Origin of the sequence: Burkholderia sp. Bp8992, from assembly GCF_003853705.1 — a bacterium.
GTDB lineage: Bacteria > Pseudomonadota > Gammaproteobacteria > Burkholderiales > Burkholderiaceae > Burkholderia.
The window spans coordinates 1-23596 of sequence record NZ_QTQI01000012.1 but is presented as its reverse complement, the minus strand read 5'-3'; the positions used below and the strand labels follow the sequence as shown (position 1 = coordinate 23596).

The window sequence follows — 23596 nt, the reverse complement described above, 5'->3', positions numbered from 1 at the left end:
CCCGGCAACCGGAATCCCTCCGGTCGCCGGGGCGTTTTCCATTCCGGGCAGGCGCGCCCCGGATCGGGCAGCTGCCACGCCGGCTGGATGATGGCACCTTATTCGCCAAATTACTCCCCTATACTCTTATTTATATGGAACAATAAAGAACATCAAGGGAATCAATTGCCGACCATGTTCCACACCGTCGAAGACACCGCCGCCCGCCTGCGCGTTCACCCGAAGACCGTCCTGCGGTTCATTCGCGACGGCAAGCTGCGCGCGACGCGGGTCGGCCGCGCATACCGCATCCTCGACACCGATCTCGCCGCGTTCGCGCCCACGACGCCGGCCGCGCCCGTGCCGCGTGCGGTGCGCGTCACCAGCATCGTCGACGTTCCGGACGCGTCGCAGTCGCTGCACCAGTACCTGTCGCGGTCGCTGCACGCGATGGCGTCCGGCCGCACGTCGTATGTCGACCCCGTGCGGATCGACGTCACGTTCGATCCCGCATCGAGCCTCGTCAAGGTCGTCGTCGCCGCGACGCCGGCCGACACGGCTGCGCTGATGTCGTCGCTCGACATGCTGCTGCAGAAAAGCGGCACATGAGCACGGTCTTCCGGTCGCCGCGCCACGCGCGCGCGATTCGCGCCGCTTACGCGGCCGCGCTGTCGCACTGGCCGGCCGGGCATCGGCGCATCACGGTGCAAACGCGCCACGGGCCGACGCACGTGATCGCCTGCGGGCCCGAACACGCGCCGCCGGTCGTGCTGATCCACGGTGCGCAGACGACGGCGGCAAGCTGGCAGCACGATGCGGCCGAATGGGCGACGCACTTCCGGCTCTACGCGATCGACGTGATCGGCGAAGCCGGACCGAGCGCGCCGTCACGGCCGCCGCTCGCGGGCGACGCGTACGCGCAGTGGCTCGACGACGTGCTGGACGGCCTGCAGGTGTCGCGCGTCGCGTTCGTCGGCATCTCGCTCGGCGCGCGAACGGCGCTCGATTTCGCGCTGCGGCGCCCCGCGCGCGTGACGCGGCTCGCGCTGCTCTGCCCGTCGGGGATCGGCCGGCAGAAGCCGTTTCTGTGGTGGGCGCTGCCGCTGCTGCTGCTCGGCGATGCCGGGCGCGCCTGCGTGCGGCGGCGCGTACTCGGCCGCCTGCCGCGGCCGTCCACGCCGGCGGCGCGTGACGCGCTCGCACTGATGCGCGCGATCGACCGCGGCTTCCGCCCGCGCCTCGAACCGATCCCGGTATTCGACGACGCGACGCTCCGCACGTTGTCCACGCCCGTACTGGCGATCGTCGGCGGCCGCGACGTGATGCTCGATTCACGCGACACGCGCGATCGCCTGACGCGCCTCGTGCCGCACGCGCAGGTCCTGTTTCTTCCGGAGCAGCCCCATTTCATCCGCGGGCAGCGCGACAACGTGCGCGCGTTTCTCGCATCGACGGAACCTACCCACATGCACCACCGAATCATTCAGGCAGCCGGCAGCCGTGTGCTGGTCCGCGATCCTTTCGCCGCCCTCGTGCATCGGGAAAGCGATGCGCTCGAGCTCGTCGCGCTCGCGCACGAGCACGAAGCCGACTGGATCGCGATCCCCGCCGACGCGCTGCACGATGATTTCTACCGGCTCGACAGCGGGCTGGCCGGCACCGTGCTGCAGAAACTCGTCAACTACGGCGTCCGGCTCGGTGTGGTCGGCGACATCGACCGCTGGCTCGCGCGCAGCGAAGCGCTGCGCGCGCTCGTTCGCGAATCCAATCGCGGACAGTCGGTCTGGTTCGTCGCGAACGAAGACGACCTGCTGCGCAGGCTCGGCGCATAACGGACGAAAAAAGGGACGAAAAGATGGGACGAAAAAAGGCCCCGAAGGCCGCTGGGCGTTCGGGGCTTTTACGCCGTGCAGTACAGCGCCGCTGTCAGACCACGGTGATCGCGAGCGCGCTTTCGCGGTAGTGCTTCGCGGCCTTGTCGGTTTCGCCGAGATGCTCGAACAGGCGCGCGAGCGCGCGATGCGCGCGCACCTTCAGCGCCTCGTTGTCGGCCAGTTTCAGCGCCGCTTCGAGGAACGACTGCGCCTTGCCCCACAGCTGCTGCTGCTGGCAGAGGCGGCCGAGCGCGAACAGCAGGTCGGCATCGTCCGGATGATCCTTCTTCCACCCTTCGGCCTTCTGGATCAGCGGCAGCGCATCGGCGCCGGCCGTGTCCGGGTAACGGCGCAGCAGACGGGCATCCCAGTTGTGCGCGAGCGCGTCCTCGACGATGCGACGCGCTTCGTTGCGACGCTCGAGCGGCACCAGCAGGTCGGCCGCGAGATCGGCCAGACGCGGCGACTGGCGCTCGACCGGCGACAGCGACTGCCACACTTCGAGCAGGGCATCGGGGTCGTGCCGGCGTTCGCGCAACAGGTTCTCTGCAGCCTGCTGGCGCAGCCGCACGGCCGCGGCCGGATGCAGCGCCTCGCGCTTTTCGAGCGCCTTCGCGAGCTTCAGCACCTCGGCCCAGTTCTTCAGTTGCTGCTGCGCGCGCAGCGCGACCTGCTGCGCATGAATGCGCTTGCCGCCGGCCTGCATGTCGGCCAGCGCGGCGAGCGCACCGTCGGCGTCACGCGCGTCCGCGCGCATGTCGGCCGCCGCGAGCAGCCGTGCGTCCTGCCATTCGGGCGCGTCGACCTTCGACAGCCAGTCGTCGCGGCGCGTGTACTCGTGCATCCGGTGCGCGGCGGTGGCCGCGACGAGACTCGCGGCGCCCAGGTTCGCATCGACCGTCAACGCTTCACGCGCGGCCTTCTCCGCGCGCGAGAAGCGGCCTGCGTACAGGTTCGAAATGGCGTCGCGCAGCGACGCCTGTGCCTTCTCGTTGCGCGAACGCGCACGATACGCGGCGACCCGCTGCGGCATGCGCCAGATGTTGCGCACGATGCGCAGCAGCGCGTACATGACGATGAACAGCACGACGATGGCGATCACGAACAGGTTCAGCGACACGTCGATCCGGTACGGCGGATAGACGAGCAGCACCTGCCCCGCGTCGAAACGGCCGACGGTGGCGAGCGCCGCGGCGATCGCGAACAGGACCGCGAGCCAGACGATTCCTCGAAGCGTCATCGTTACCCCCGGCTCTTGAACTGCTGAACGGCGTTCAGGCTCGTGTTCAGGTTCGGCACCGCAACCGTCAGCGATGCGCCGTCAACCTGCTTGAGCAGATCCTCGACGGTCTGCGTGTCCTTCGACGCCTGATCGAAATACTTCCCGAGCGACGCCTGCGCGGCGTGCAGGTCGGCCTTCATCGCGCTGTCGTTGCGCGCGAGCAGCGACAGCCGCGCGGTGAGCAGGCGCAGCTTCACGTTCTCGCGCACGAAGTAGCCCTGGTCGGGCGACGCGAGCATCGCGTCCGCGTTGTCGATCCGGCGCACCTGCACGAGGCTCTTCAGCTGCTGGCCGAGGCCGGCCGAGAAGTCGTGCCACCACACCTTCCAGCGCGGCTCGCCGGCCACGGCCGGCGATGCGGGCTCGGCCGGCGCAGCCTTCGGCTCCGCGTGCGGCACGATCGCCTCGCCGGACAGCGGCAGCGCGTCGATCTTCGCGATCGCGTCGTCGAGCTTGATCGCGAGGCCCGTGAGATCGGCGGCCGGCGCGGCCTTCAGCTTCTCGATGTCCAGCGCGAGCGCCTTGCGCACCGTGACGGCCTGCGCGCTCTGCGACGTCGCGAGACGCGCGTCGGCGTTCTGCAGCGCGATCAGCGCGAGCTGCGTGTTGCCGGTCAGCTGGAGCTGCTGGCTCGCGCTCGACAGCATCTGGTCGACTTCCTCGAGCATCCACGCGTCGCGGTTGCGCGACAGGTCCTGGTATTGCTGCTGCAGCGCCTGCTGCGCGCTCTGCGCGTCGGCGAGCTTGCCGTCGAGCTGCGCGAGCTGCGTGTCGACCTGGTGCGTGCTCGCGAGCGCCTGCTCGGTCTTCATGCGCGTTTCGGCCGCCTGCGCGTCGAGCGCCTTCTGGCGCGTGACGAACGTGCCGTCGAGGCGGTCGATCTTGCGGTTCAGCGCGTAGCCGCCGACACCGGCCGCGCAACCGAGCACGACGACGACGAACCACAGCACTGCGCTGCCGCCGCGGCGCGCGGGCGGCTCGGGCGCGCGATAAGGGGGACTGGACGGCGGCGCGGATGCAGCGGCCGGCTGGGAAGCGACGCTTTTGGAATCGTTGGTATCTGTCATGCGTTTAGTCACCGGTGCGGCTGTCGCCGGTTGGACGGCCTCGTCGGCCATCGTTCGAAACGCGCGGACGATGCGCTCATCGCCCGCGCCGGTCAGCGTAATCCTATCAAAACCCAATGCGCGAGCGGTCTGCTCGATCCGCGGGTGCGGCGTGACGACCGGCGCATGCTTCAGCGCGTCGATCTCGGCATCGTTCAGGTGCGCCCGCGCGAGTTCGTGCAGGTTGCGCACGCCTTCCGAGCTCGTGACGAGCCACGCATGCGGCTGGCCGTCGAGCAGCGCGTGCACGCGCTCCCACGCGCCGACGCGCGGCTCCGGCACGACGCGCCGGTAGGCGGCGACGAGCGTGACGTCCGCGCCGGCCTCGCGCAGGCGCTCGGCGAGCCATTCGCGCCCGCCGTCGCCGCGCACGATCAGCACGCGCTTGGACGCCAGCGCCTGCACGCCGCCGAACGCGGCCTCGATGCACGCGAACAGGCTCTCGGAATCGTAATGGGGGACGCCGCCGTCGGCCGGCGCCTGCGGCGCGATCACGCGATGCGCGGGTGCCGCGATGCCGTGACGCTCGAGCGCCGCGACGCTGCCGGGCCCGACCACGCCGACCGGCAGCGCGTTCGGCCAGATCGCGCCGTACTGCGCGAGCGCGCGGTCGATCGCGTTCGGCGACACGAAAATCACCAGCGCGTAGTCGGCAAGCGCCGCGAACGCGGCGTCGAGCGGTGCCGGATCGTCGACCGGCGCAATGTCGATCAGCGGAAATTCGAGCACGTCGCAACCGGCATCGGCGAGTTGCGACGCGAGCGCATCGGACTGGCCGTCCGGACGCGTCAGGACAGCGGTGAACGCGCGCGCGCCGCCCGCCATCAGGCGTCGCCCTTGCCCGCGGCCTGCGAGCCGGCGAGCAGTGCCTGGACGATGTCGAGCGCGCCTTGCGCCTCGAGCTCGTCGGATACCGCGCGGCCGAGCGCGAGCGCATCGGCGACGGTCATCACGGCGCCGCACTCCTCGGCCGTCAGCACGCGCTTGCCGTCGGTCGTCGACACGCGGCCCGTCAGGTACAGTTCGCCCGCGCGCCACACCGCGTGCGCGGCAAGCGGCACCTCGCAGCTGCCGCCGAGCGCGCGCGACACCATCCGCTCGGCCTCGACCGCGAGCGCGGTCTGCGGGTCGTGCAGCGGCGCGAGCCACGCGGCGACGTCGTCGCGGTGCGCGGCGATCTCGATGCCGAGCGCACCCTGGCCGGCCGCGGGCGGGCTGGCCTCGACGTCGAGCAGCGTGCGAATGCGCGCTTCGAGGCCGAGGCGTTTCAGGCCGGCGGCCGCGAGGATGATCGCCGCGTAGTCGCCGCGGTCGAGCTTCGCGAGACGCGTGTCGAGGTTGCCGCGCAGCGGCAGGACTTCCAGATGCGGATAGCGCGAACGCAGCATCGCTTCACGGCGCAGGCTCGAGGTGCCGACGACCGCGCCGGCCGGCAGTGCGTCGAGCGACGCGAAGTCGTTCGACACGAATGCATCGCGCGGGTCTTCGCGCTCCATGATCGCGGCGAGCGTGAAGCCGTCGGGCAGCGCCATCGGCACATCCTTCAGCGAATGCACGGCGAGATCGGCGCGGCCGTCGGCCAGCGCGCTTTCCAGTTCCTTCACGAACAGGCCCTTGCCGCCGACCTTCGACAGCGTGCGATCGAGAATCTGATCGCCGCGGGTCGTCATCCCGAGGATTTTCACGTCACAAGCTGGATATAATTTGCGCAGCGCATCACGCACATGTTCGGCTTGCCACATCGCCAGGCGGCTCTCTCGCGAAGCAATCGTCAACGTCGCGGGCGGCTGTGCCTGTTGCGGCCCGGCCGCAGGGGTCTCGGAATTCATTGCTGGAACATCGAAGGACGGGATTGAAGATCGAACAATGGTAGCACGCACGCCCCGGCCCGCCCGGGCCCGGAGCCTGCGCCCGGCCTGCCCCTGTGCGGGTCGCGGCGCCGATGCGCGGATGTGCCGCACGTAGCTGGTTGCTTGACCGCAGTTCCCGCAGTTTCCGCAGTTCCTTTTGACTCGAGCTTTCCCAAGGAAACCCATCGTGAAGTCTTCCGGATCGGCGCGTACGGCGCGCCGCAATGCTGCCCTGTCCTCCTCCGACGCCTCGACGGACATCGTCGCCACCGCCGCGAACGGCCGTGCGAAAACGGCAACGAAACCGAAAGACCCGATACGTCAGACGAAACGCGCGGCCAAAGCCGCCGGCCCCGCTGCCCGCAAGGCCGCCGCGCCGAAGGCCGGCACGCGCACGCGCGACGACAAGGACCGTCCGCTGTTCGAGGACATCCGCTTCCTCGGCCGCCTGCTTGGCGACGTCGTGCGCGAACAGGAAGGCGATACGGTATTCGACGTCGTCGAGACGATCCGCCAGACCGCGGTCAAGTTCCGCCGCGAGGACGACAGCGAAGCCGCACAGACGCTCGAGAAGAAGCTGCGCAAGCTGACGCCGGAGCAGACGGTGAGCGTCGTGCGCGCGTTCAGCTATTTCTCGCACCTGGCGAACATCGCGGAAGACCGCCACCACAACCGCCGCCGCCGCATCCACGCGCTGGCCGGCTCGGCAGCGCAACCGGGCACGGTCGCGTACGCGCTCGAACAGCTGAAGACGACCGGCAACGCGTCGAAGCGCCTGCTGCAGCGCTTCTTCGACGACGCGCTGATCGTGCCCGTGCTGACCGCGCACCCGACCGAAGTACAGCGCAAGAGCATCCTCGACGCGCAACACGACATCGCGCGCCTGCTCGCCGAGCGCGACCAGGAACTGACCGCGCGCGAGCGCCAGTACAACGAAGCGATGCTGCGTGCGCGCGTGACCGCGCTGTGGCAGACGCGCATGCTGCGCGACTCGCGCCTGACGGTCGGCGACGAGATCGAGAACGCGCTGTCGTACTACCGCGCGACGTTCCTCGACGAACTGCCCGCGCTGTACGGCGACATCGAGGCCGCGCTCGCCGAGCACGGCCTGTCCGCCCGCGTGCCCGCGTTCTTCCAGATGGGCAGCTGGATCGGCGGCGACCGCGACGGCAACCCGAACGTGACCGCGCCGACGCTCGACGAAGCGATCAACCGCCAGGCCGCGGTGATCCTCGAGCACTACCTGGAACAGGTGCACAAGCTCGGCGCCGAGCTGTCGGTATCGAACCTGCTCGTCGGCGCGAACGACGCCGTGAAGGCGCTCGCGGCCGCCTCGCCCGACCAGTCGCCGCACCGCGTCGACGAACCGTATCGCCGTGCGCTGATCGGCATCTACACGCGGCTCGCGGCGAGCGCGCGCGTGCGCGTCGGCGAAGGCACGGTGCCCGTGCGCAGCGCGGGCCGCGGCGCCCCGCCCGTGCGCGCGATCCCGTATCCGGATTCCGAAGCGTTCGTCGCCGACCTGAAGGTGCTGACCGCGTCGCTCGACGAGCACCACGGCACGTCGCTCGCCGCGCCGCGCCTCGCGCCGCTCGTGCGCGCGGCCGAAGTGTTCGGCTTCCATCTCGCGAGCATCGACCTGCGCCAGAGCTCCGACATCCACGAAGCGGTGGTCGCCGAGCTGTTCGCGCGCGCGGGCGTCGAAGCCGACTACGCGGCGCTCGCCGAGGAAGACAAGCTGCGCGTGCTGCTGGCCGCGCTGGCCGACCCGCGTCCGCTGCGCTCGCCGTACTTCGAATACTCGGCGCTCGCGCAGAGCGAGCTCGGCGTGTTCGAGAAGGCGCGCGAAGTCCGTGCGCAATTCGGCGCGCGCGCGGTGCGCAACTACATCATTTCGCATACGGAAACCGTCAGCGACCTCGTCGAAGTCCTGCTGCTGCAGAAGGAGACGGGCCTGCTCGAAGGCACGCTCGGCGTGCCGGGCGGCGACGCGCGCAACAGCCTGATGGTGATCCCGCTGTTCGAGACGATTCCCGACCTGCGCGACGCCGCGCGCATCATGCGCGAATACTTCGCACTGCCGGGCATCGACGCGCTGATCGCGCACCAGGGCGCCGAGCAGGAAGTGATGCTCGGCTACTCGGACAGCAACAAGGACGGCGGCTTCCTCACGTCGAACTGGGAGCTGTATCGCGCGGAACTCGCGCTCGTCGACCTGTTCCGCGACCGCAAGATCACGCTGCGGCTGTTCCACGGCCGCGGCGGCACGGTCGGCCGCGGCGGCGGCCCGACCTACCAGGCGATCCTGTCGCAGCCGCCGGGCACCGTGAACGGCCAGATCCGCCTGACCGAACAGGGCGAGGTGATCGCGAGCAAGTTCGCGAACCCCGAGATCGGCCGGCGCAACCTCGAGACGGTCGTCGCCGCGACGCTCGAAGCCTCGCTGCTGCCGCAGTCGAACGCGCCGGCGCAGCTGCCCGCGTTCGAAGCCGCGATGCAGACGCTGTCCGACTCGGCGATGGCCGCGTACCGCGCGCTCGTCTATGAAACCCCGGGCTTCACCGACTACTTCTTCTCGTCGACGCCGATCACCGAGATCGCCGAGCTGAACATCGGCAGCCGCCCGGCGTCGCGCAAGCTGCAGGATCCGAAGCAGCGCAAGATCGAGGACCTGCGCGCGATTCCGTGGGGCTTCTCGTGGGGCCAGTGCCGGCTGCTGCTGACCGGCTGGTACGGCTTCGGCAGCGCGGTGAGCGCGTATCTCGACAGCGCGCAGGACGACGCCGAGCGCACGAAGCGCGTCGCGCTGCTGAAGAAGATGAACAAGACCTGGCCGTTCTTCTCGAACCTGATGTCGAACATGGACATGGTGCTCGCGAAGACCGATCTCGCGGTCGCGTCGCGCTACGCGCAGCTCGTGTCCGACCGCAAGCTGCGCAAGCACGTGTTCGAGCGGATCGTCGCGGAATGGGAGCGCACGTCGCAGGCGCTCGCGGAAATCACCGGGCACGAAGGCCGCCTTGCGACCAACCCGCTGCTCGCACGCTCGATCAAGAACCGCTTCCCGTATCTCGATCCGCTGAACCACCTGCAGGTCGAGCTGATCAAGCGTCACCGCGCGGGCGACACGAACGCGCGGCTGCGTCGCGGGATTCACCTGACGATCAACGGGATCGCGGCCGGCCTGCGCAACACGGGCTGATCCGCGTGCGGCGCGCACGCGTTGCGCGCCGGCCTGCATCGTGAAAGCCGCGAGACGCGATCATGCGTATCGCGGCTTTTTTCATGCCACGGCGCGCCGCCCGTCAATGCGCGTCGATCAGCAGCCCGTCGTGCTCGAACGAACCGTCGGGCTGCACCGCGTAGTAGGCGCGCACTTCGTCGGGGGCATGCGCCCACAGCGCGCGAATGCCCGTCACGCTGTCGGCCGGCGTGCGAATCCGCGCGACCCACGTGTCGAAATCGATCGGCAGCCGCCAGCGGCTGTGCACCTGCGCGTCGAAGCCGGCCTCGCGGAACATCGCGAGCCATTCGTCGGCACGGTAGTCGCGCACGTGCGACGCGTCGCGCAGCACTTCCGCGGCCTGCAGGTACGTGTCGAGGAGCGGATGGTCGTTGCCGGCGATGTCGATCATCAGCACGCGGCCGCCCGGCTTCAGCACGCGGCGCACCTCGGCGAGCGCCGCGCGCATGTCGTGCCAGTGATGCGCGCTCATGCGGCTCACGACCCAGTCGAACGTCGCCGTGTCGAACGGCAGCCGCTCGGCCGGCCCCTGCTGCGTGCGGATGTTCGCGAGCCCGCGCTCGCGCGCGGCCGCGTCGACGGTCGCGAGCATCGGCGCGGCGAGATCGTAGGCGACCACGGCGCGCACGTGCGGCGCGACCGCGAAGCTCGCGTGGCCGGCGCCGCAACCGAGATCGAGCACCGTCGCATCGGGCGTCGCGCTCACCGCATCGGCGAGCGCCTGCAGGTCGGCGCCCGTCGCATGAACCGTGCTCGTCAGATAGGCGGCGGCCGTCGTGCCGAATGCGTCGGCGACCTGGTCGTGGTGTTTCATCGTTCGCTCCTTTCCTTGATGCAGCGGCCGGCATGGGCGCTTCCGCGCGTGTTCCGGCCCCGTGCAACGCGTTGTGGGGGACGCCCGCTGCCCTGCCAGCGCGCGAGACGCTACAATAGGCCCGCGCCTGTACCAGTACAAGTTAAGCAGTTATTCTGGTATTCGATCCACCTGTCTGAACCTTGCCGCGTCCCCGCGGCCCTTTCGCCGTTTCCGCATGAACCAGCCGTCCTCCTCCGTCCCGCCGCTCGACGCCACGCCCGCCCGCGCGCTCGGCGAATTCATCCGCGCCCACCGCGAGCGGCTGTCGCCGCAGGCCGTCGGCCTGCCGCCCGGCCCGCGCCGCCGCACGCCGGGGTTGCGGCGCGAGGAAGTCGCGCAGCTGTGCGGCGTCAGCCCGACCTGGTACACGTGGATCGAACAGGGCCGCCCGGTGTCGGCGTCGGCCGACGCGCTCGCGCGTATTGCCGTCGCGCTGCAGCTGTCGAAGGCCGAGCGCGCGTACCTGTTCGAGCTGGCCGCGCAGCGCGACCCGGCCGAACCCGACGTCGCCGGCGGCGACCTGCCGCCGACGCTCGCCGCGACCGTCGCGGCAATCGCCACACCGGCGTACGTGCTCGACCGGCAATGGAACGCGCTCGCGTGGAACGCGCCGGCCGCCGCGCTATTTTCCGGCTGGCTCGACGGCGAGCACGACCGCAACCTGCTGCGCTTCACGTTCATGTCGCCGGCCGCGCGCACGCTGATTGTCGACTGGGAAACCCGCGCCCGGCGGCTCGCGGCCGAATTCCGCGCCGATTCGATCCGCCACCTGGCCGACGCGCCGACGCGCGCGCTGATCGACGCGCTGACCGCCGGCAGCGACGCGTTCGCGCAGTACTGGGCGTCGCAGGACGTGTTCGAACGCGAAGGCGGGCTGCGCGAATTCGACCATCCGGCCGACGGCCGCCTCGTGTACCAGCAGATCACGCTGAAACCCGCGCACCGCGAGGACCTGAAGCTCGTCGTGCTGGTGCGCGACTGAGCGGACCGACCCGTGCGGGCCACGGCCGGCAGGCCCGCGAATGCTAGAATTGCAGGATTCCCTCGGCGGCGCACGCCGCCCAACTCCCCTTCGAAGAATCGCCATGACGTCCCAACTGCACAAAAAGGGCGAGGCCTGGTCGGCCCGCTTCTCGGAACCGATGTCGGAACTGGTCAAGCGCTACACGTCGTCGGTGTTTTTCGACAAGCGCCTCGCGCTCGTCGACATCGCCGGCTCGCTCGCGCACGCGAACATGCTCGCCGCGCAGAAGATCATCAGCGCCGACGACCTGGCCGCGATCGAACGCGGGATGGCGCAGATCAAGGGCGAGATCGAGCGCGGCGAATTCGAATGGCAGCTCGACCTGGAAGACGTGCACCTGAACATCGAGGCGCGCCTGACCGCACTGATCGGCGATGCCGGCAAGCGCCTGCACACGGGCCGCTCGCGCAACGACCAGGTCGCGACCGACATCCGCCTTTGGCTGCGCGGCGAGATCGACCGCATCGGCGGCCTGCTGAACGACCTGCGCGGCGCGCTGCTCGACCTCGCGGAACAGAATGCCGACACGATCATGCCGGGCTTCACGCACCTGCAGGTCGCGCAACCCGTCACGTTCGGCCACCACCTGCTCGCGTACGTCGAGATGTTCACGCGCGACGCGGAACGCATGCGCGACTGCCGTACGCGCGTGAACCGCCTGCCGCTCGGCGCGGCCGCGCTCGCGGGCACGAGCTACCCGATCGACCGTCATGCAGTAGCGAAGACGCTCGGCTTCGACGGCATCTGCGCGAACTCGCTCGACGCCGTGTCCGATCGCGATTTCGCGATCGAATTCACGGCGGCGTCCGCTCTGGTGATGACGCACGTGTCGCGCTTCTCCGAAGAACTCGTGCTGTGGATGAGCCCGCGCGTCGGCTTCATCGACATCGCCGACCGCTTCTGCACCGGCAGCTCGATCATGCCGCAGAAGAAGAACCCGGACGTGCCCGAGCTCGCGCGCGGCAAGACGGGCCGCGTGAACGGCCACCTGATGGCGCTGCTGACGCTGATGAAGGGCCAGCCGCTCGCGTACAACAAGGACAACCAGGAAGACAAGGAGCCGCTGTTCGACACGGTCGACACCGTTGCCGACACGCTGCGGATCTTCGCCGAGATGGTCGCGGGCATCACCGTGAAGCCGGACGCGATGCGCGCGGCCGCGCTGCAGGGCTTCTCGACCGCCACCGACCTCGCCGACTACCTCGTGAAGCGCGGCTTGCCGTTCCGCGATGCGCACGAAGCCGTCGCGCACGCGGTGAAGATCTGCGACGACCGCGGCATCGATCTCGCCGACCTGACGCTCGACGAGATGAAGCAGGAACTGCCGAACGTCGCGCACCTGATCGGCGACGACGTGTTCGGCTACCTGACGCTCGAGGGTTCGGTCGCCAGCCGCAACCATCCGGGCGGCACCGCGCCCGACCAGGTGCGCGCGGCCGTCAAGGCAGCCCGCGCCGCACTGGGCGAGTAACAGCCTGCTGTCATGGACGGACGCCTTCGGCGTCCGTTTTTCATTCGGGCGGCCGTTGCGCCGTCCATCGCCTGCCCTGCTTCCCGGATGCCGCCGATGATCTTTTCCGCCGCGCTCTTCGACATGGACGGCCTGCTCGTCGATTCAGAGCGGACCATCATGAACACGTGGATCGACGTGTCGAACGCGCACGGTGTCGCGCTGACCGTCACCGACTACCTGCAGATCGTCGGCCGCTCGTTCGCCGAAGGCCAGGTCATCCTGGCGCGGCTGATCGGCCATCCCGATACGTTCGACGCGGTACGCACCCGCGTGCGCGAACAGCTCGCGGCGCCGGAGCCGCATCCGAAGTTTCCGCTGAAACCCGGCGCGCTCGCGCTGCTCGAAGCACTCGCGCAGGCCGGCATTCCGTGCGCGGTCGCGTCGTCGTCCGCGGGCGACGTGATCCGCGCGCGGCTCGATGCGGTCGGCGTGCTGCCGTTCTTCCGCGCGATCGCGGGCGGCGACGAAGTCGCGCGCGGCAAGCCCGACCCGGCCGTCTACCGGCTCGCGGCCGAACGCCTCGGCGTGCCGGCGCACCGGTGCGTGGCATTCGAGGACAGCGACTTCGGCGCGCAGTCGGCCGCCGGCGCCGGCGCATCGGTCATCACCGTGCCCGACCTGAAGGCGCCGACACCCGAGATCATCGCGCTGAGCCTGCACGTGCTCGCGTCGCTCGACGAGGCGGTCGCGCTCGTGCCGTCGTGGTTCGGCCTGCAGCACACGTCGCAGCGTATGTAGGCATCAGCACACGCCGCACAAAGCAAAACGGGCACCGCTGGTGAACTGAACCCCAAGAGTTGGACATAGATCCGACCCTTGGGGTTTTTTCATGACGAAATACGACGAGCGGTTCAAGCTTGAAGTGGTGCAGTGGTATCTGTCTGGCGACAAAGGGTACAAAGCGCTTGCGAGAGAGTTTGGGGTGGGCAGCACACAGGTGGAGCAATGGGTTGCCAGCTACAAGCGCCATGGTGCCGATGGATTACGGCGCCAAGGGCACGTGAAGTACAGCGCACAGTTCAAGCTGGAGGCGCTGGAACACTTGTATAACGGCGAAATCATCGCCTGGCACAGTGCTACCCGAGCGAGCTTCGATTTGATCAGCAGCATGCTCAAGAAGGCCTTCTCAAGGCTGACGCGCGGCGAACGTCCGTTGCTGCATTCCGATCAGGGCTGGCAGTATCAGATGCCAGCCTATCGTCGCTTGCTGGATCAGCGCGCCGTTCGCCAGAGCATGTCACGCAAAGGCAACTGCCTGGACAACGCCGCCATAGAGAGCTTCTTTGGTACCCTCAAGGCCGAGTTCTTCCACCTGAACGAGTTCGACAGCGTCGAACAATTGCAGGCCGGTATCCAGCAGTACATCCATTACTACAACCACGAACGTATCCGGCTGAAGCTAAAAGGGCTGAGTCCTGTTCAATACAGAACCCAGCCCCGGCTGGCCTAGCATTCCTGAACCGTCCAACTTCTGGGGTTCAGTTCACTGGGTGCCCGTTTCGTTTCATCGCCGCACGATCGCAGCCGTCGACGGTCGTTACTTGTTGCCGGCCGTCTCCGACAGCCGCTTCATCGTCGCGATGCGCGCGCCGATCAGGTCGACGCGCCCGTCCTCGCCGACGAGCGGCGCCGTCGCATCGCGGAACCCGACCCACGCGCGCTGCGCGCGGACGAGCGTCGCGGCCGAATGCGCCGGCATCTTGCGACGCAGCTTCTGGTAATAGCGGTTCAGGTCGAACAGCGCGTGCTCGCACGCGGCGTCCTGTTCGCACGGCCGCACGCGGCGCACGGCCGGATCGCGCGGCGCGTTCGCCGCCGGCTTGGCATTCGACGTGGCCGCCGCCTGGACCGTGCTCGTGCCGCCCTGCGCGCCGCTCACGGCCGCGACCGGGGCCGCCGCGGGCGGCGGCGCATAGCGATCCGCCGCGCCGCGCAGCGCCAGCGCGCGATCGCGCACGGGCTGCAGCTGAAGGTCGGCGCTCGACATCGCATACGACGTGCCGCGCGTCGTGTCGTACACGGCCTTCAGCAAAAGCACTTCGTCCTTGCGCCACGTGAGCCAATGGCGCTGGCTGTCCTGCCAGCCGCGCTTCGCATCGGCCGGCGCATCCTTCAACAGGCGCTGGTACGCGCCGTCCATCACTGCCTGCCACTGCTGCTGCGCTTCGCCCATGCACTGGATCTGGCCGGCCGGCGACGACCGGTCGCGCCGTGCAAGGCATTGCCGCATCGCGACGTCGATCGGGTCGGCCGCCGCGACTTCCGCGTGCGCGACGCCCGACCCTGCCAGCCCCGCCGCGCCTGCCGCCCAGACGACGAGCGCGGCCAGCGCCGCGCGCATCGCCCGGATTCGTCCATGCGTCGCCATCAGTCGCGCACGCAGTCGACGAAGTACTCGACGCGGCCGTTCACCTCTTCCGCGACGAGGCCGTGGATGTCGGTGTGGAAGCCCGGGAAACGCTCGTTGAAGTCGCGCGCGAACCGCAGGTAGTTCACGATCGTCTTGTTGAAGCGCTCGCCCGGGATCAGCAACGGAATGCCCGGCGGGTACGGCGTCAGCAGGATGCTCGTCACGCGGCCTTCGAGCTCGTCGAGCGGCACGCGGTCGATCTTGCGGTGCGCGAGCTTCGCGAACGCGTCCGACGGCTTCATCGCCGGCTCCATGTCCGACAGGTACATCTCCGTCGTCAGGCGCGCGATGTCGTTCGCGCGGTACACGTCGTGGATCTGCGTGCACAGGTCGCGCAGGCCGACGCGCTCGTAGCGCGGATGCTGCGCGACGAATTCCGGCAGCACGCGCCACAGCGGCTGGTTGTTGTCGTAGTCGTCCTTGAACTGCTGCAGCTCGGTCACCATCGAGTTCCAGCGGCCCTTCGTGATGCCGATCGTGAACATGATGAAGAACGAGTACAGGCCGGTCTTCTCGACGATGATCCCGTGCTCGGCCAGGTACTTCGTGACGATCGCGGCCGGAATGCCCGTCTCGCCGAACTCGCCGTCGACGTCGAGCCCCGGCGTGATGATCGTCGCCTTGATCGGGTCGAGCATGTTGAAGCCTTCCGCGAGCGGGCCGAAGCCGTGCCAGTGGTCGTTCGGCTTCAGCATCCAGTCTTCGCGCGAACCGATGCCTTCCTCGGACAGGCTGTCCGGGCCCCATACGCTGAAGAACCAGTCGTCGCCGTATTCGGCGTCGACCTTGCGCATCGCGCGGCGGAAGTCGATCGCCTCGGCGATCGATTCCTCGACGAGCGCGGTGCCGCCCGGCGGCTCCATCATCGCGGCCGCGACGTCGCACGACGCGATGATCGCGTACTGCGGGCTCGTCGACGTGTGCATCAGGTACGCCTCGTTGAAGCGGTGCTTGTCGAACGTGCGGTTCTCCGAATCCTGCACGACGATCTGCGACGCCTGCGAGATGCCTGCGAGCAGCTTGTGCGTCGAGTGCGTCGCGAACACGAGCGCGCCCGTGCGCGGACGGCCGTCGCCGATCGCGTGCATGTCGCGGTAGAAATCGTGGAACGTCGCGTGCGGCAGCCACGCTTCGTCGAAGTGCAGCGTGTCGAGCAGGTCGCCGAGCAGGTCCTTGATCATCTCGACGTTGTAGACGACGCCGTCGTACGTGCTCTGCGTGATCGTCAGAATCCGCGGCTTCATGTCCGGGTTCGCACGCATCGCTTCGCGCGCGAACGGGTTCGCCTCGATCTTCTTGCGGATGTTCTCCGGCTTGAATTCGTCGCGCGGGATCGGCCCGATGATGCCGAAATGGTTGCGCGTCGGCGTCAGGAACACGGGGATCGCGCCCGTCATCGTGATCGCATGCAGGATCGACTTGTGGCAGTTGCGGTCGACCAGCACGATGTCGCCCGGCGCGACGGTCGCGTGCCAGACGATCTTGTTCGACGTCGACGTGCCGTTGGTCACGAAGAACAGGTGGTCGGCGCTGAAGATGCGCGCCGCATTGCGCTCGGATGCCGCGACCGGGCCGGTGTGGTCGAGCAGCTGGCCGAGTTCGTCCACCGCGTTGCAGACGTCCGCGCGCAGCATGTTCTCGCCGAAGAACTGGTGGAACATCTGGCCGAGCGGGTTCTTCAGGAACGCGACGCCGCCCGAGTGGCCCGGGCAGTGCCACGAGTACGAGCCTTCGTCGGCGTACTTGACGAGTTCCTTGAAGAACGGCGGCGCGAGCGAGTCGAGATAGACCTTCGCTTCACGGATGATGTGGCGCGCGACGAACTCCGGCGTGTCCTCGAACATGTGGATGAAGCCGTGCAGTTCGCGCAGGATGTCGTTCGGCAGATGGCGCGACGTGCGCGTTTCGCCGTACAGGAAGATCGGGATGTCCGCGTTGCGGCGGCGCACTTCGGTGACGAACGCGCGCAGCTCGATGATCGCGGTCGCGAGCTCGGGCAGTTCGCCGTCCTGGCCGGTCTCGCCGAGCATGAGTTCGTCGTCGTCGATCGACAGGATGAAGCACGACGCGCGGCTCGACTGCTGCGCGAACGACGTCAGATCGCCGTAGCTCGTCAGGCCGAGGACTTCGACGCCCTCCTTCTCGATCGCTTCGGCCAACGCCCGGATGCCGGAGCCCGAGATGTTCTCGGAGCGGAAATCTTCGTCGATGATGACGACGGGGAAACGAAACTTCATGGGCGATTCTCCAAAAAGAACGACCGCGGCGCGTCACGCGCAGCGGTCACCCGGAAACTGGTGAGACGTTATGCAACCAGATCAGGTTTTCGGCAGCGTGACACCACGCTGCCCCTGATACTTGCCGCCGCGATCGGCGTACGACACGTCGCACACTTCGTCGCTTTCGAAGAAGAGCACCTGCGCGACGCCTTCGTTCGCGTAGATCTTCGCGGGCAGCGGCGTGGTGTTCGAGAATTCCAGCGTGACGTAGCCTTCCCACTCGGGTTCGAACGGCGTCACGTTGACGATGATCCCGCAGCGCGCATAGGTCGACTTGCCGAGGCAGACCGTCAGCACGGTGCGCGGGATGCGGAAATATTCGACGGTGCGGGCCAGCGCGAACGAATTCGGCGGGATGATGCACACGTCGCCCTTGAAATCGACAAACGAACCTTCGTCGAAGTTCTTCGGATCGACGATCGTCGAGTTGATGTTCGTGAAGATCTTGAATTCGTCCGCGCAGCGGATGTCGTAGCCGTAGCTCGACGTGCCGTAGCTGACGATCCGGCGGCCGTCCTCGGACGCGCGAACCTGATCGGGCACGAACGGCTCGATCATCTTGTGCTCTTCGGCCATGCGCCGAATCCATTTGTCGGACTTGATACTCATATCGGGGCGCCAGGAAACGCTGCGTAGCTCTCAGGGAGGGCCGCTCGCGCGAGGCGGCGGCCGGGAAAGGCGCACATTTTACGCGATCATCGGCCGGCGCACGCGGCGGCCGTCAGCGGATCACGCCGCAGGCCAGCGCGGGCCCCGCGCCATGCTGCGGAAACGCGGGATCGCTCGGGTCGCGGTGCACCAGCGCCGCCCGGTTCATCGCCGAGCGCACGCCGTCGAGGGCCAGATCGGGCGCGACGATGAAACCGGCCGCGACGCCGTTCGCGTCCGCATGGATGTTGCCGAGATCGCCGGCGACGCGCGCACCGGCGCGCAGGCGGTCGGCGGCCGGTGCGAACACCTGGCCGGCGCTCGAGCCGTCGCCCGCGTTGCAGTCGCCGCGTTCGTGCACCTGCAGCGCATGATCGCTGTTTGGCGGCAGGCCGGCCAGGTTGTAGGTGACCTGGACGCCGTCCGGGCGCTCGACGAACGTCACCGCGCCGCGCGCCTGCGCGCCGACCGTCGGCTGCAGTTGTGCGTCGGCCCGTTTTTCGTGCGACGAGGAAAAGGAGGTACAGCCGGCCAGCAGGCCCAGCGCGGCGGCGGCCAGCAGCGCGCGCTGCGCGCGGCCGGCGCGCACGCCGTGATGTCGTTGTTTCATTCGATCCTCATGCCGGCTGGCGGCCGCTTGACACGACGGCCGCGCCGGGCGGGAAAAGGGACCCGGGAAAAGTCGCCATGATACCGCGCCTCGCGGCGCCGTAAACAGCGTGAGGCCCCGCCCCGCAAGGGTTTTACGTATTTTGAACAACGATCGACGGGAACTTCGACGTCATGTCGCGCGATCGCTCGGCAATCGCCAGCGCGACGCCGCGCGCGATATCGCGGTAGCGGCGCGCCAGCGCGCCTTCGGAATCGGCCGCCACCGTCGGCGTGCCGCTGTCGGCGCGCTCGCGGATCGCGATGTCGAGCGGCAGGCTGCCGAGCACGTTCACGTCGTAATCCTTCGCCATCCGCTCCGCGCCGCCGGCGCCGAAGATGTGCTCTTCGTGGCCGCAGTTCGAGCAGATGTGGATGCTCATGTTCTCGACGATGCCGAGAATCGGGATCCCGACCTTCTCGAACATCTTCAGCCCCTTCTTCGCGTCGAGCAGCGCGATGTCCTGCGGCGTCGTGACGATCACCGCGCCCGTGACGGGCACGCGCTGCGCGAGCGTGAGCTGGATGTCGCCGGTGCCGGGCGGCATGTCGACGATCAGGTAGTCGAGGTCGCGCCAGTTGGTCTGGCGCAGCAGCTGTTCGAGCGCGGAGGTCGCCATCGGGCCGCGCCACACCATCGGGTTGTCTTCCTCGATCAGGAAGCCGATCGAGTTCGCCTGCAGCCCGTGGCCGACGAGCGGGTTCATCGACTGGTTGTCCGGCGACTCGGGGCGCTGGCCGTGGATGCCGAGCATCGTCGGCAGCGACGGGCCGTAGATGTCGGCGTCGAGGATGCCGACCGACGCGCCTTCCGCGGCGAGCGCGAGCGCGAGGTTCACGGCCGTCGTGCTCTTGCCGACGCCGCCCTTGCCCGACGCGACCGCGACGATGTTCTTCACGTTCGGCAACAGCTTCACGCCGCGCTGCACCGTGTGCGCGACGATCTCCTGCGACACGGCGACGCGTGCGTCGCGAACGCCCGGCACGCCCTGGAGCGCCGCGACGACGCGTGCACGCACGTCGTCGTGCTGGCTGCGCGCGGGGTACCCGAGCACCACGTCGAGCGTCACGACATCGCCGTCGATCGCGACATTGCGCACGCCCTTGTTCGCCGCATACGGGCGGCCGGTATTGGGGTCGACGACTGCCGCCAGTGCGGCGTCGACTTGTGCCCGGTCAATGCTCATCGAAACTCCGTGAAAACGTTTTTCTCGCGTGTAATCGTCAAAAAATATCAAATTACGCTGCGAAAAGCGGGAAAAGTGAAAGAATCTGTTGCACGCCATTGCGCGAACGCGCGACCCGGCGCAATCTTCGCGTGCGGCATGCTATGGGGCCAAATCGGCCACCTACCGCCTATATTGTAGAGGCTGACGCGTCGCACTGCCCGAACAGCCACGCTGATGGACAGGGCATGCGGCCACCTCGGCGGCTGCCGCGAGCGCAGGGCTGCCCTCCTTTTTCGGGCGGCCCGCGCAGGGAGCCGTAACTGTTGTTGTCGTCGTTGTCGACTCGTTCAACCAAGAGAGGAATCCAAGATGAACATGAAAATCGCGACCCGCTTGTCCGTCTTCGCATTGGCCGGCGCACTGCTGGCAGGCTGCGCCACGCAGCAAGGCAACAACACCGCTGTCGGTACCGGCACGGGTGCGGCGCTGGGCGCGGGCATCGGCGCGCTGGCGGGCGGCGGCAAGGGTGCGGCGATCGGCGCAGGCGTCGGCGCACTGGTCGGCGGCGTGACGGGCTACAACTGGCAGGCGATCAAGAACAAGCTCGCACCGTCGGCAGCGAAGACGGGCACGCAGGTCACCGAACAGCCGGACGGCTCGCTGAAGCTGAACGTGCCGAGCTCGGTCACGTTCGCGACGAACCAGTACGCGATCACGCCGGCCTTCACGCCGCTGCTGAACGACCTGGCCACGACGCTGAACCAGAACCCGCAAGTGACGGCTTCGGTCGTCGGCTATACGGACAGCACGGGTTCGCAGCAGCTGAACCAGACGCTGTCGCAGAACCGTGCGCAGAGCGTCGTCAACGCGCTGGTGCAGCGCGGCGTCGCCGGCGGCCGCCTGGCGGCACAGGGCATGGGCCCGTCGAACCCGATCGCGGACAATGCGACCGAAGCAGGCCGCGCACAAAACCGTCGCGTCGAAATCTACCTGCGCGCCGCGCAGCAGTAAGCATCGCCACGAGAGGAGCGGGGCTGCACGTGGCGTGCAGCCCCGCCGGACAAGGCTTCCGGCGGGTCCGGTAACAAATCGAAAAAATTTTCGAACTTCTGTCGCAGGCCGCGGTCAGTATTTACGGTACGCGGCTGGCGCTGCCGGCGCGTCACCATTCTCCTCTTGTCGTTGTTGCTCCGGGGCCGTATCCGCCCCGGTTTTTTTTGCCCGCAGAATTTATGCTGCATCGCAGCATAAGACCATCGGGCACGCCGCTTGCGCGGCCTCGCCCGCTTCGGCGCCCGGTCTGCGGCGCCCGCCCGCCGCGCTGGCGCGCGCCCCTGCTAGAATCGCACTTTCCCGTTGTTTTTCCGCTGTTCCTCTACCGACCCTATGTCCGCATCCGACCTCACTTCCGTGCAGGCTGCGGCGCCGCAAGGCAGCCGCCAGATCCTCGTCACGTCCGCACTGCCCTATGCCAACGGGCAGATCCACATCGGCCACCTGGTCGAGTACATCCAGACCGACATCTGGGTGCGGACGCTGCGAATGCATGGCCATGAGGTCTACTACATCGGTGCCGACGACACGCACGGCACGCCGATCATGCTGCGTGCGGAGAAGGAAGGCCTGACCCCGAAGCAGCTGATCGACCGCGTGTGGACCGAACACAAGCGCGACTTCGACAGCTTCGGCGTGTCGTTCGACAACTTCTACTCGACCGATTCGGACGAGAACCGCGTGCTGAGCGAGAAGATCTACCTCGCGCTGCAGGACGCCGGCCTGATCGCCGAGCGCGAGATCGAGCAGGCGTACGACCCGGTCAAGGAAATGTTCCTGCCGGACCGCTTCATCAAGGGCGAATGCCCGAAGTGCCATGCGAAGGATCAATACGGCGACAACTGCGAAGTGTGCGGCTCGACCTACCTGCCGACCGAACTGCTGAACCCGTATTCGGTCGTGTCGGGCGCGACGCCGGTGCGCAAGACGTCGAAGCACTACTTCTTCCGCCTGTCCGACCCGCGCTGCGAGTCGTTCCTGCGCGAATGGGTGAGCGGCCTCGCGCAGCCCGAAGCGACCAACAAGATGCGCGAATGGCTCGGCGACGCCGGCGAAGCCAAGCTCGCCGACTGGGACATCTCGCGCGACGCGCCGTACTTCGGCTTCGAGATCCCGGGCGCGCCCGGCAAGTACTTCTACGTGTGGCTCGACGCGCCGGTCGGCTACTACGCGAGCTTCAAGAACCTGTGCGACCGCAACGGCATCGACTTCGATGCATGGATCCGTCCGGGCACGAAGGCCGAGCAGTACCACTTCATCGGCAAGGACATCCTGTACTTCCACACGCTGTTCTGGCCCGCGATGCTCGAGTTCTCGGGCCACCGCACGCCGACCAACGTGTTCGCGCACGGCTTCCTGACGGTCGACGGCGCGAAGATGTCGAAGTCGCGCGGCACGTTCATCACCGCGCAGAGCTACATCGACACGGGCCTGAACCCCGAGTGGCTGCGCTACTACTTCGCCGCGAAGCTGAATGCGACGATGGAAGACATCGACCTGAACCTCGACGACTTCCAGGCGCGCGTGAACAGCGACCTCGTCGGCAAGTACGTGAACATCGCGAGCCGCGCGGCCGGCTTCCTGATCAAGCGTTTCGACGGCCGCGTGCAGGACAGCGCGATGAACCACCCGCTCGTCGCGAAGCTGCGCGATGCGATTCCGCAGATCGCCGCGCACTACGAAGCACGCGAATACGGCCGCGCGCTGCGCCACACGATGGAGCTCGCGGACGAAGTGAACGCGTACGTCGACGGCGCGAAGCCGTGGGATCTCGCGAAGGATCCGGCCAACGCGGTCGCGCTGCATGAAACCTGCAGCGTGAGCCTCGAGTCGTTCCGCCTGCTGTCGCTCGCGCTGAAGCCGGTGATGCCGCGTGTCGCCGAAGCCGTCGAGGCGTTCTTCGGCATTGCGCCGCTCGCGTGGGCCGATGCCGCGAAGCCGCTGTCGTCGGAGCAGCCGATCAAGGCGTACCAGCACCTGATGACGCGCGTCGATCCGAAGCAGATCGAGGCGCTGCTCGCCGCGAACCGCGATTCGCTGCAGGCCGAGGCCACCGGAGCCGCCGCCGCGAGCGCTAACGCCGCGAAGGACGCGAAGAACAACGCGAAGGCGAACGCGAAGCCGGCCGTCGTGAACGGCGCCGACGACGCACCGATCTCGATCGACGATTTCGCGAAGATCGACCTGCGCATCGCGAAGATCGTCGCGTGCCAGGCCGTCGAAGGCTCGGACAAGCTGCTGCAGCTCACGCTCGACGTCGGCGAGGAAAAGACCCGCAACGTGTTCTCGGGCATCAAGTCCGCGTACCAGCCGGAGCAACTCGTCGGCAAGCTGACGGTGATGGTCGCGAACCTCGCGCCGCGCAAGATGAAGTTCGGCCTGTCCGAAGGGATGGTGCTCGCCGCGTCGGCCACCGACGAGAAGGCGGAACCGGGTCTCTACATCCTCGAGCCGCACAGCGGCGCGAAGCCCGGCATGCGCGTGAAGTAAGGCAAACGCGCTGCCGCTTGCGCGAAAAAAAGGTTCATCGCGGGAAACCGTGGAAGCTTTCGTTGCAGTTGGTAACCTGACGCCAATGGGAATGGGCGTTGGAGGCCAAATTGCTGGATCGCAAAGCACTACAGGCGCTGGGCTGCTGGACGGGCTACCGGATTGAGCGAG

17 protein-coding genes and 2 pseudogenes are annotated in these 23596 nt (G+C 68.0%); 10 read left to right on the top strand and 9 right to left on the bottom strand.

The features are described 5' to 3' along the window. The first annotated feature begins 174 nt into the window (after nucleotides 1–174). Together DIE03_RS18550 and DIE03_RS18545 are read left to right on the top strand one after the other, a co-directional pair. The gene (locus DIE03_RS18550; RefSeq protein ID WP_124452834.1) at nucleotides 175–588 is read left to right on the top strand and encodes a helix-turn-helix domain-containing protein; all 414 of its coding nucleotides are present in this window, start codon (nucleotides 175–177) and stop codon (nucleotides 586–588) included. Then, the gene (locus DIE03_RS18545; RefSeq protein ID WP_124452832.1) at nucleotides 585–1811 is read left to right on the top strand and encodes an alpha/beta fold hydrolase; all 1227 of its coding nucleotides are present in this window, start codon (nucleotides 585–587) and stop codon (nucleotides 1809–1811) included. Before DIE03_RS18550 ends, DIE03_RS18545 begins: the two co-directional genes overlap by 4 nt. A gap of 94 nt (nucleotides 1812–1905) precedes the next feature. Here the strand turns inward: DIE03_RS18545 and DIE03_RS18540 are convergent, their stop codons facing one another. The 3 genes from DIE03_RS18540 to hemC are packed head-to-tail and all read right to left on the bottom strand — an operon-like array spanning nucleotide 1906 to nucleotide 6070. Further along, nucleotides 1906–3093, bottom strand: a complete 1188-nt coding sequence (locus DIE03_RS18540; RefSeq protein ID WP_124452830.1) for a heme biosynthesis protein HemY — start codon at nucleotides 3091–3093, stop codon at nucleotides 1906–1908. Between the two features lie 2 nt (nucleotides 3094–3095). Continuing rightward, nucleotides 3096–5066 (bottom strand): fused uroporphyrinogen-III synthase HemD/membrane protein HemX, encoded by a 1971-nt coding sequence (gene hemDX, locus DIE03_RS18535; protein ID WP_124452828.1) that lies wholly within the window; start codon nucleotides 5064–5066, stop codon nucleotides 3096–3098. Beyond that, nucleotides 5066–6070: a hydroxymethylbilane synthase gene (gene hemC, locus DIE03_RS18530; protein ID WP_124452826.1), complete on the bottom strand. Its 1005-nt coding sequence runs from the start codon at nucleotides 6068–6070 to the stop codon at nucleotides 5066–5068. Before hemC ends, hemDX begins: the two co-directional genes overlap by 1 nt. A 208-nt stretch (nucleotides 6071–6278) precedes the next feature. Between hemC and ppc the strand changes: the two genes are divergently transcribed. Beyond that, complete coding sequence (gene ppc, locus DIE03_RS18525; RefSeq protein ID WP_124452824.1) at nucleotides 6279–9293, top strand: phosphoenolpyruvate carboxylase; 3015 nt, start codon at nucleotides 6279–6281, stop codon at nucleotides 9291–9293. A gap of 103 nt (nucleotides 9294–9396) precedes the next feature. Here ppc and DIE03_RS18520 read toward each other — a convergent pair whose 3' ends face one another. Beyond that, the gene (locus tag DIE03_RS18520; RefSeq protein ID WP_124452822.1) at nucleotides 9397–10149 is read right to left on the bottom strand and encodes a class I SAM-dependent methyltransferase; all 753 of its coding nucleotides are present in this window, start codon (nucleotides 10147–10149) and stop codon (nucleotides 9397–9399) included. A gap of 217 nt (nucleotides 10150–10366) precedes the next feature. Here DIE03_RS18520 and DIE03_RS18515 point away from each other — a divergent pair, with 217 nt between their 5' ends. The 5 genes and pseudogenes from DIE03_RS18515 to DIE03_RS18500 all read left to right on the top strand — a co-directional run. Continuing rightward, nucleotides 10367–11173, top strand: a complete 807-nt coding sequence (locus DIE03_RS18515) for a helix-turn-helix transcriptional regulator (protein ID WP_124452820.1) — start codon at nucleotides 10367–10369, stop codon at nucleotides 11171–11173. Between the two features lie 103 nt (nucleotides 11174–11276). Beyond that, nucleotides 11277–12686, top strand: a complete 1410-nt coding sequence (gene argH / locus DIE03_RS18510; RefSeq protein ID WP_124452818.1) for an argininosuccinate lyase — start codon at nucleotides 11277–11279, stop codon at nucleotides 12684–12686. A gap of 96 nt (nucleotides 12687–12782) precedes the next feature. Beyond that, nucleotides 12783–13466, top strand: a complete 684-nt coding sequence (locus DIE03_RS18505; RefSeq protein WP_124452817.1) for an HAD family phosphatase — start codon at nucleotides 12783–12785, stop codon at nucleotides 13464–13466. A gap of 91 nt (nucleotides 13467–13557) precedes the next feature. Continuing rightward, nucleotides 13558–13707 (top strand): annotated as a pseudogene (locus DIE03_RS38780) (transposase); the annotation flags it as partial. 60 nt (nucleotides 13708–13767) lie between these two features. Further along, a pseudogene (locus tag DIE03_RS18500) lies at nucleotides 13768–14178 on the top strand (IS3 family transposase); the annotation flags it as partial. 87 nt (nucleotides 14179–14265) lie between these two features. Here DIE03_RS18500 and DIE03_RS18495 read toward each other — a convergent pair. The 5 genes from DIE03_RS18495 to apbC form a co-directional block, all read right to left on the bottom strand. Beyond that, nucleotides 14266–15096 carry a lysozyme inhibitor LprI family protein gene (locus DIE03_RS18495; protein WP_124452813.1) on the bottom strand — a complete coding sequence of 277 codons (831 nt, stop codon included), beginning with the start codon at nucleotides 15094–15096 and terminating at the stop codon, nucleotides 14266–14268. After that, on the bottom strand, nucleotides 15096–17375 hold the full coding sequence (locus tag DIE03_RS18490; RefSeq protein WP_124452811.1) for an arginine/lysine/ornithine decarboxylase: 2280 nt from the start codon (nucleotides 17373–17375) through the stop codon (nucleotides 15096–15098). Before DIE03_RS18490 ends, DIE03_RS18495 begins: the two co-directional genes overlap by 1 nt. 81 nt (nucleotides 17376–17456) lie before the next feature. Beyond that, a complete protein-coding gene (gene dcd / locus DIE03_RS18485) occupies nucleotides 17457–18026 on the bottom strand; it encodes a dCTP deaminase (protein ID WP_006398615.1) in 570 nt (189 codons plus the stop codon). 112 nt (nucleotides 18027–18138) lie between these two features. Further along, the gene (gene sodC, locus DIE03_RS18480) at nucleotides 18139–18675 is read right to left on the bottom strand and encodes a superoxide dismutase [Cu-Zn] (protein WP_124452809.1); all 537 of its coding nucleotides are present in this window, start codon (nucleotides 18673–18675) and stop codon (nucleotides 18139–18141) included. A 133-nt stretch (nucleotides 18676–18808) separates the two neighbouring features. Then, nucleotides 18809–19900, bottom strand: coding sequence for an iron-sulfur cluster carrier protein ApbC (gene apbC, locus DIE03_RS18475; RefSeq protein ID WP_124452807.1), 1092 nt, complete (start codon nucleotides 19898–19900; stop codon nucleotides 18809–18811). A 351-nt stretch (nucleotides 19901–20251) separates the two neighbouring features. On the opposite strand from apbC, the gene DIE03_RS18470 reads away from it, so the two are divergent. Continuing rightward, nucleotides 20252–20893 carry an OmpA family protein gene (locus tag DIE03_RS18470; protein ID WP_044847722.1) on the top strand — a complete coding sequence of 214 codons (642 nt, stop codon included), beginning with the start codon at nucleotides 20252–20254 and terminating at the stop codon, nucleotides 20891–20893. A 375-nt stretch (nucleotides 20894–21268) separates the two neighbouring features. Further along, a complete protein-coding gene (gene metG, locus DIE03_RS18460) occupies nucleotides 21269–23425 on the top strand; it encodes a methionine--tRNA ligase (protein WP_124452805.1) in 2157 nt (718 codons plus the stop codon). Nucleotides 23426–23596: the final 171 nt, after the last annotated feature.

Bases quoted from the DNA above. Each gene is read 5' to 3' on its own strand.
- DIE03_RS18550 (WP_124452834.1), top strand. From the start codon at position 175: ATGTTCCACACCGTCGAAGACACCGCCGCCCGCCTGCGCGTTCACCCG.
- DIE03_RS18545 (WP_124452832.1), top strand. From the start codon at position 585: ATGAGCACGGTCTTCCGGTCGCCGCGCCACGCGCGCGCGATTCGCGCC.
- DIE03_RS18540 (WP_124452830.1), bottom strand. From the start codon at position 3,093: ATGACGCTTCGAGGAATCGTCTGGCTCGCGGTCCTGTTCGCGATCGCC.
- hemDX (WP_124452828.1), bottom strand. From the start codon at position 5,066: ATGGCGGGCGGCGCGCGCGCGTTCACCGCTGTCCTGACGCGTCCGGAC.
- hemC (WP_124452826.1), bottom strand. From the start codon at position 6,070: ATGAATTCCGAGACCCCTGCGGCCGGGCCGCAACAGGCACAGCCGCCC.
- DIE03_RS18520 (WP_124452822.1), bottom strand. From the start codon at position 10,149: ATGAAACACCACGACCAGGTCGCCGACGCATTCGGCACGACGGCCGCC.
- DIE03_RS18515 (WP_124452820.1), top strand. From the start codon at position 10,367: ATGAACCAGCCGTCCTCCTCCGTCCCGCCGCTCGACGCCACGCCCGCC.
- argH (WP_124452818.1), top strand. From the start codon at position 11,277: ATGACGTCCCAACTGCACAAAAAGGGCGAGGCCTGGTCGGCCCGCTTC.
- DIE03_RS18505 (WP_124452817.1), top strand. From the start codon at position 12,783: ATGATCTTTTCCGCCGCGCTCTTCGACATGGACGGCCTGCTCGTCGAT.
- DIE03_RS18495 (WP_124452813.1), bottom strand. From the start codon at position 15,096: ATGGCGACGCATGGACGAATCCGGGCGATGCGCGCGGCGCTGGCCGCG.
- DIE03_RS18490 (WP_124452811.1), bottom strand. From the start codon at position 17,375: ATGAAGTTTCGTTTCCCCGTCGTCATCATCGACGAAGATTTCCGCTCC.
- dcd (WP_006398615.1), bottom strand. From the start codon at position 18,026: ATGAGTATCAAGTCCGACAAATGGATTCGGCGCATGGCCGAAGAGCAC.
- sodC (WP_124452809.1), bottom strand. From the start codon at position 18,675: ATGAAACAACGACATCACGGCGTGCGCGCCGGCCGCGCGCAGCGCGCG.
- apbC (WP_124452807.1), bottom strand. From the start codon at position 19,900: ATGAGCATTGACCGGGCACAAGTCGACGCCGCACTGGCGGCAGTCGTC.
- DIE03_RS18470 (WP_044847722.1), top strand. From the start codon at position 20,252: ATGAACATGAAAATCGCGACCCGCTTGTCCGTCTTCGCATTGGCCGGC.
- metG (WP_124452805.1), top strand. From the start codon at position 21,269: ATGTCCGCATCCGACCTCACTTCCGTGCAGGCTGCGGCGCCGCAAGGC.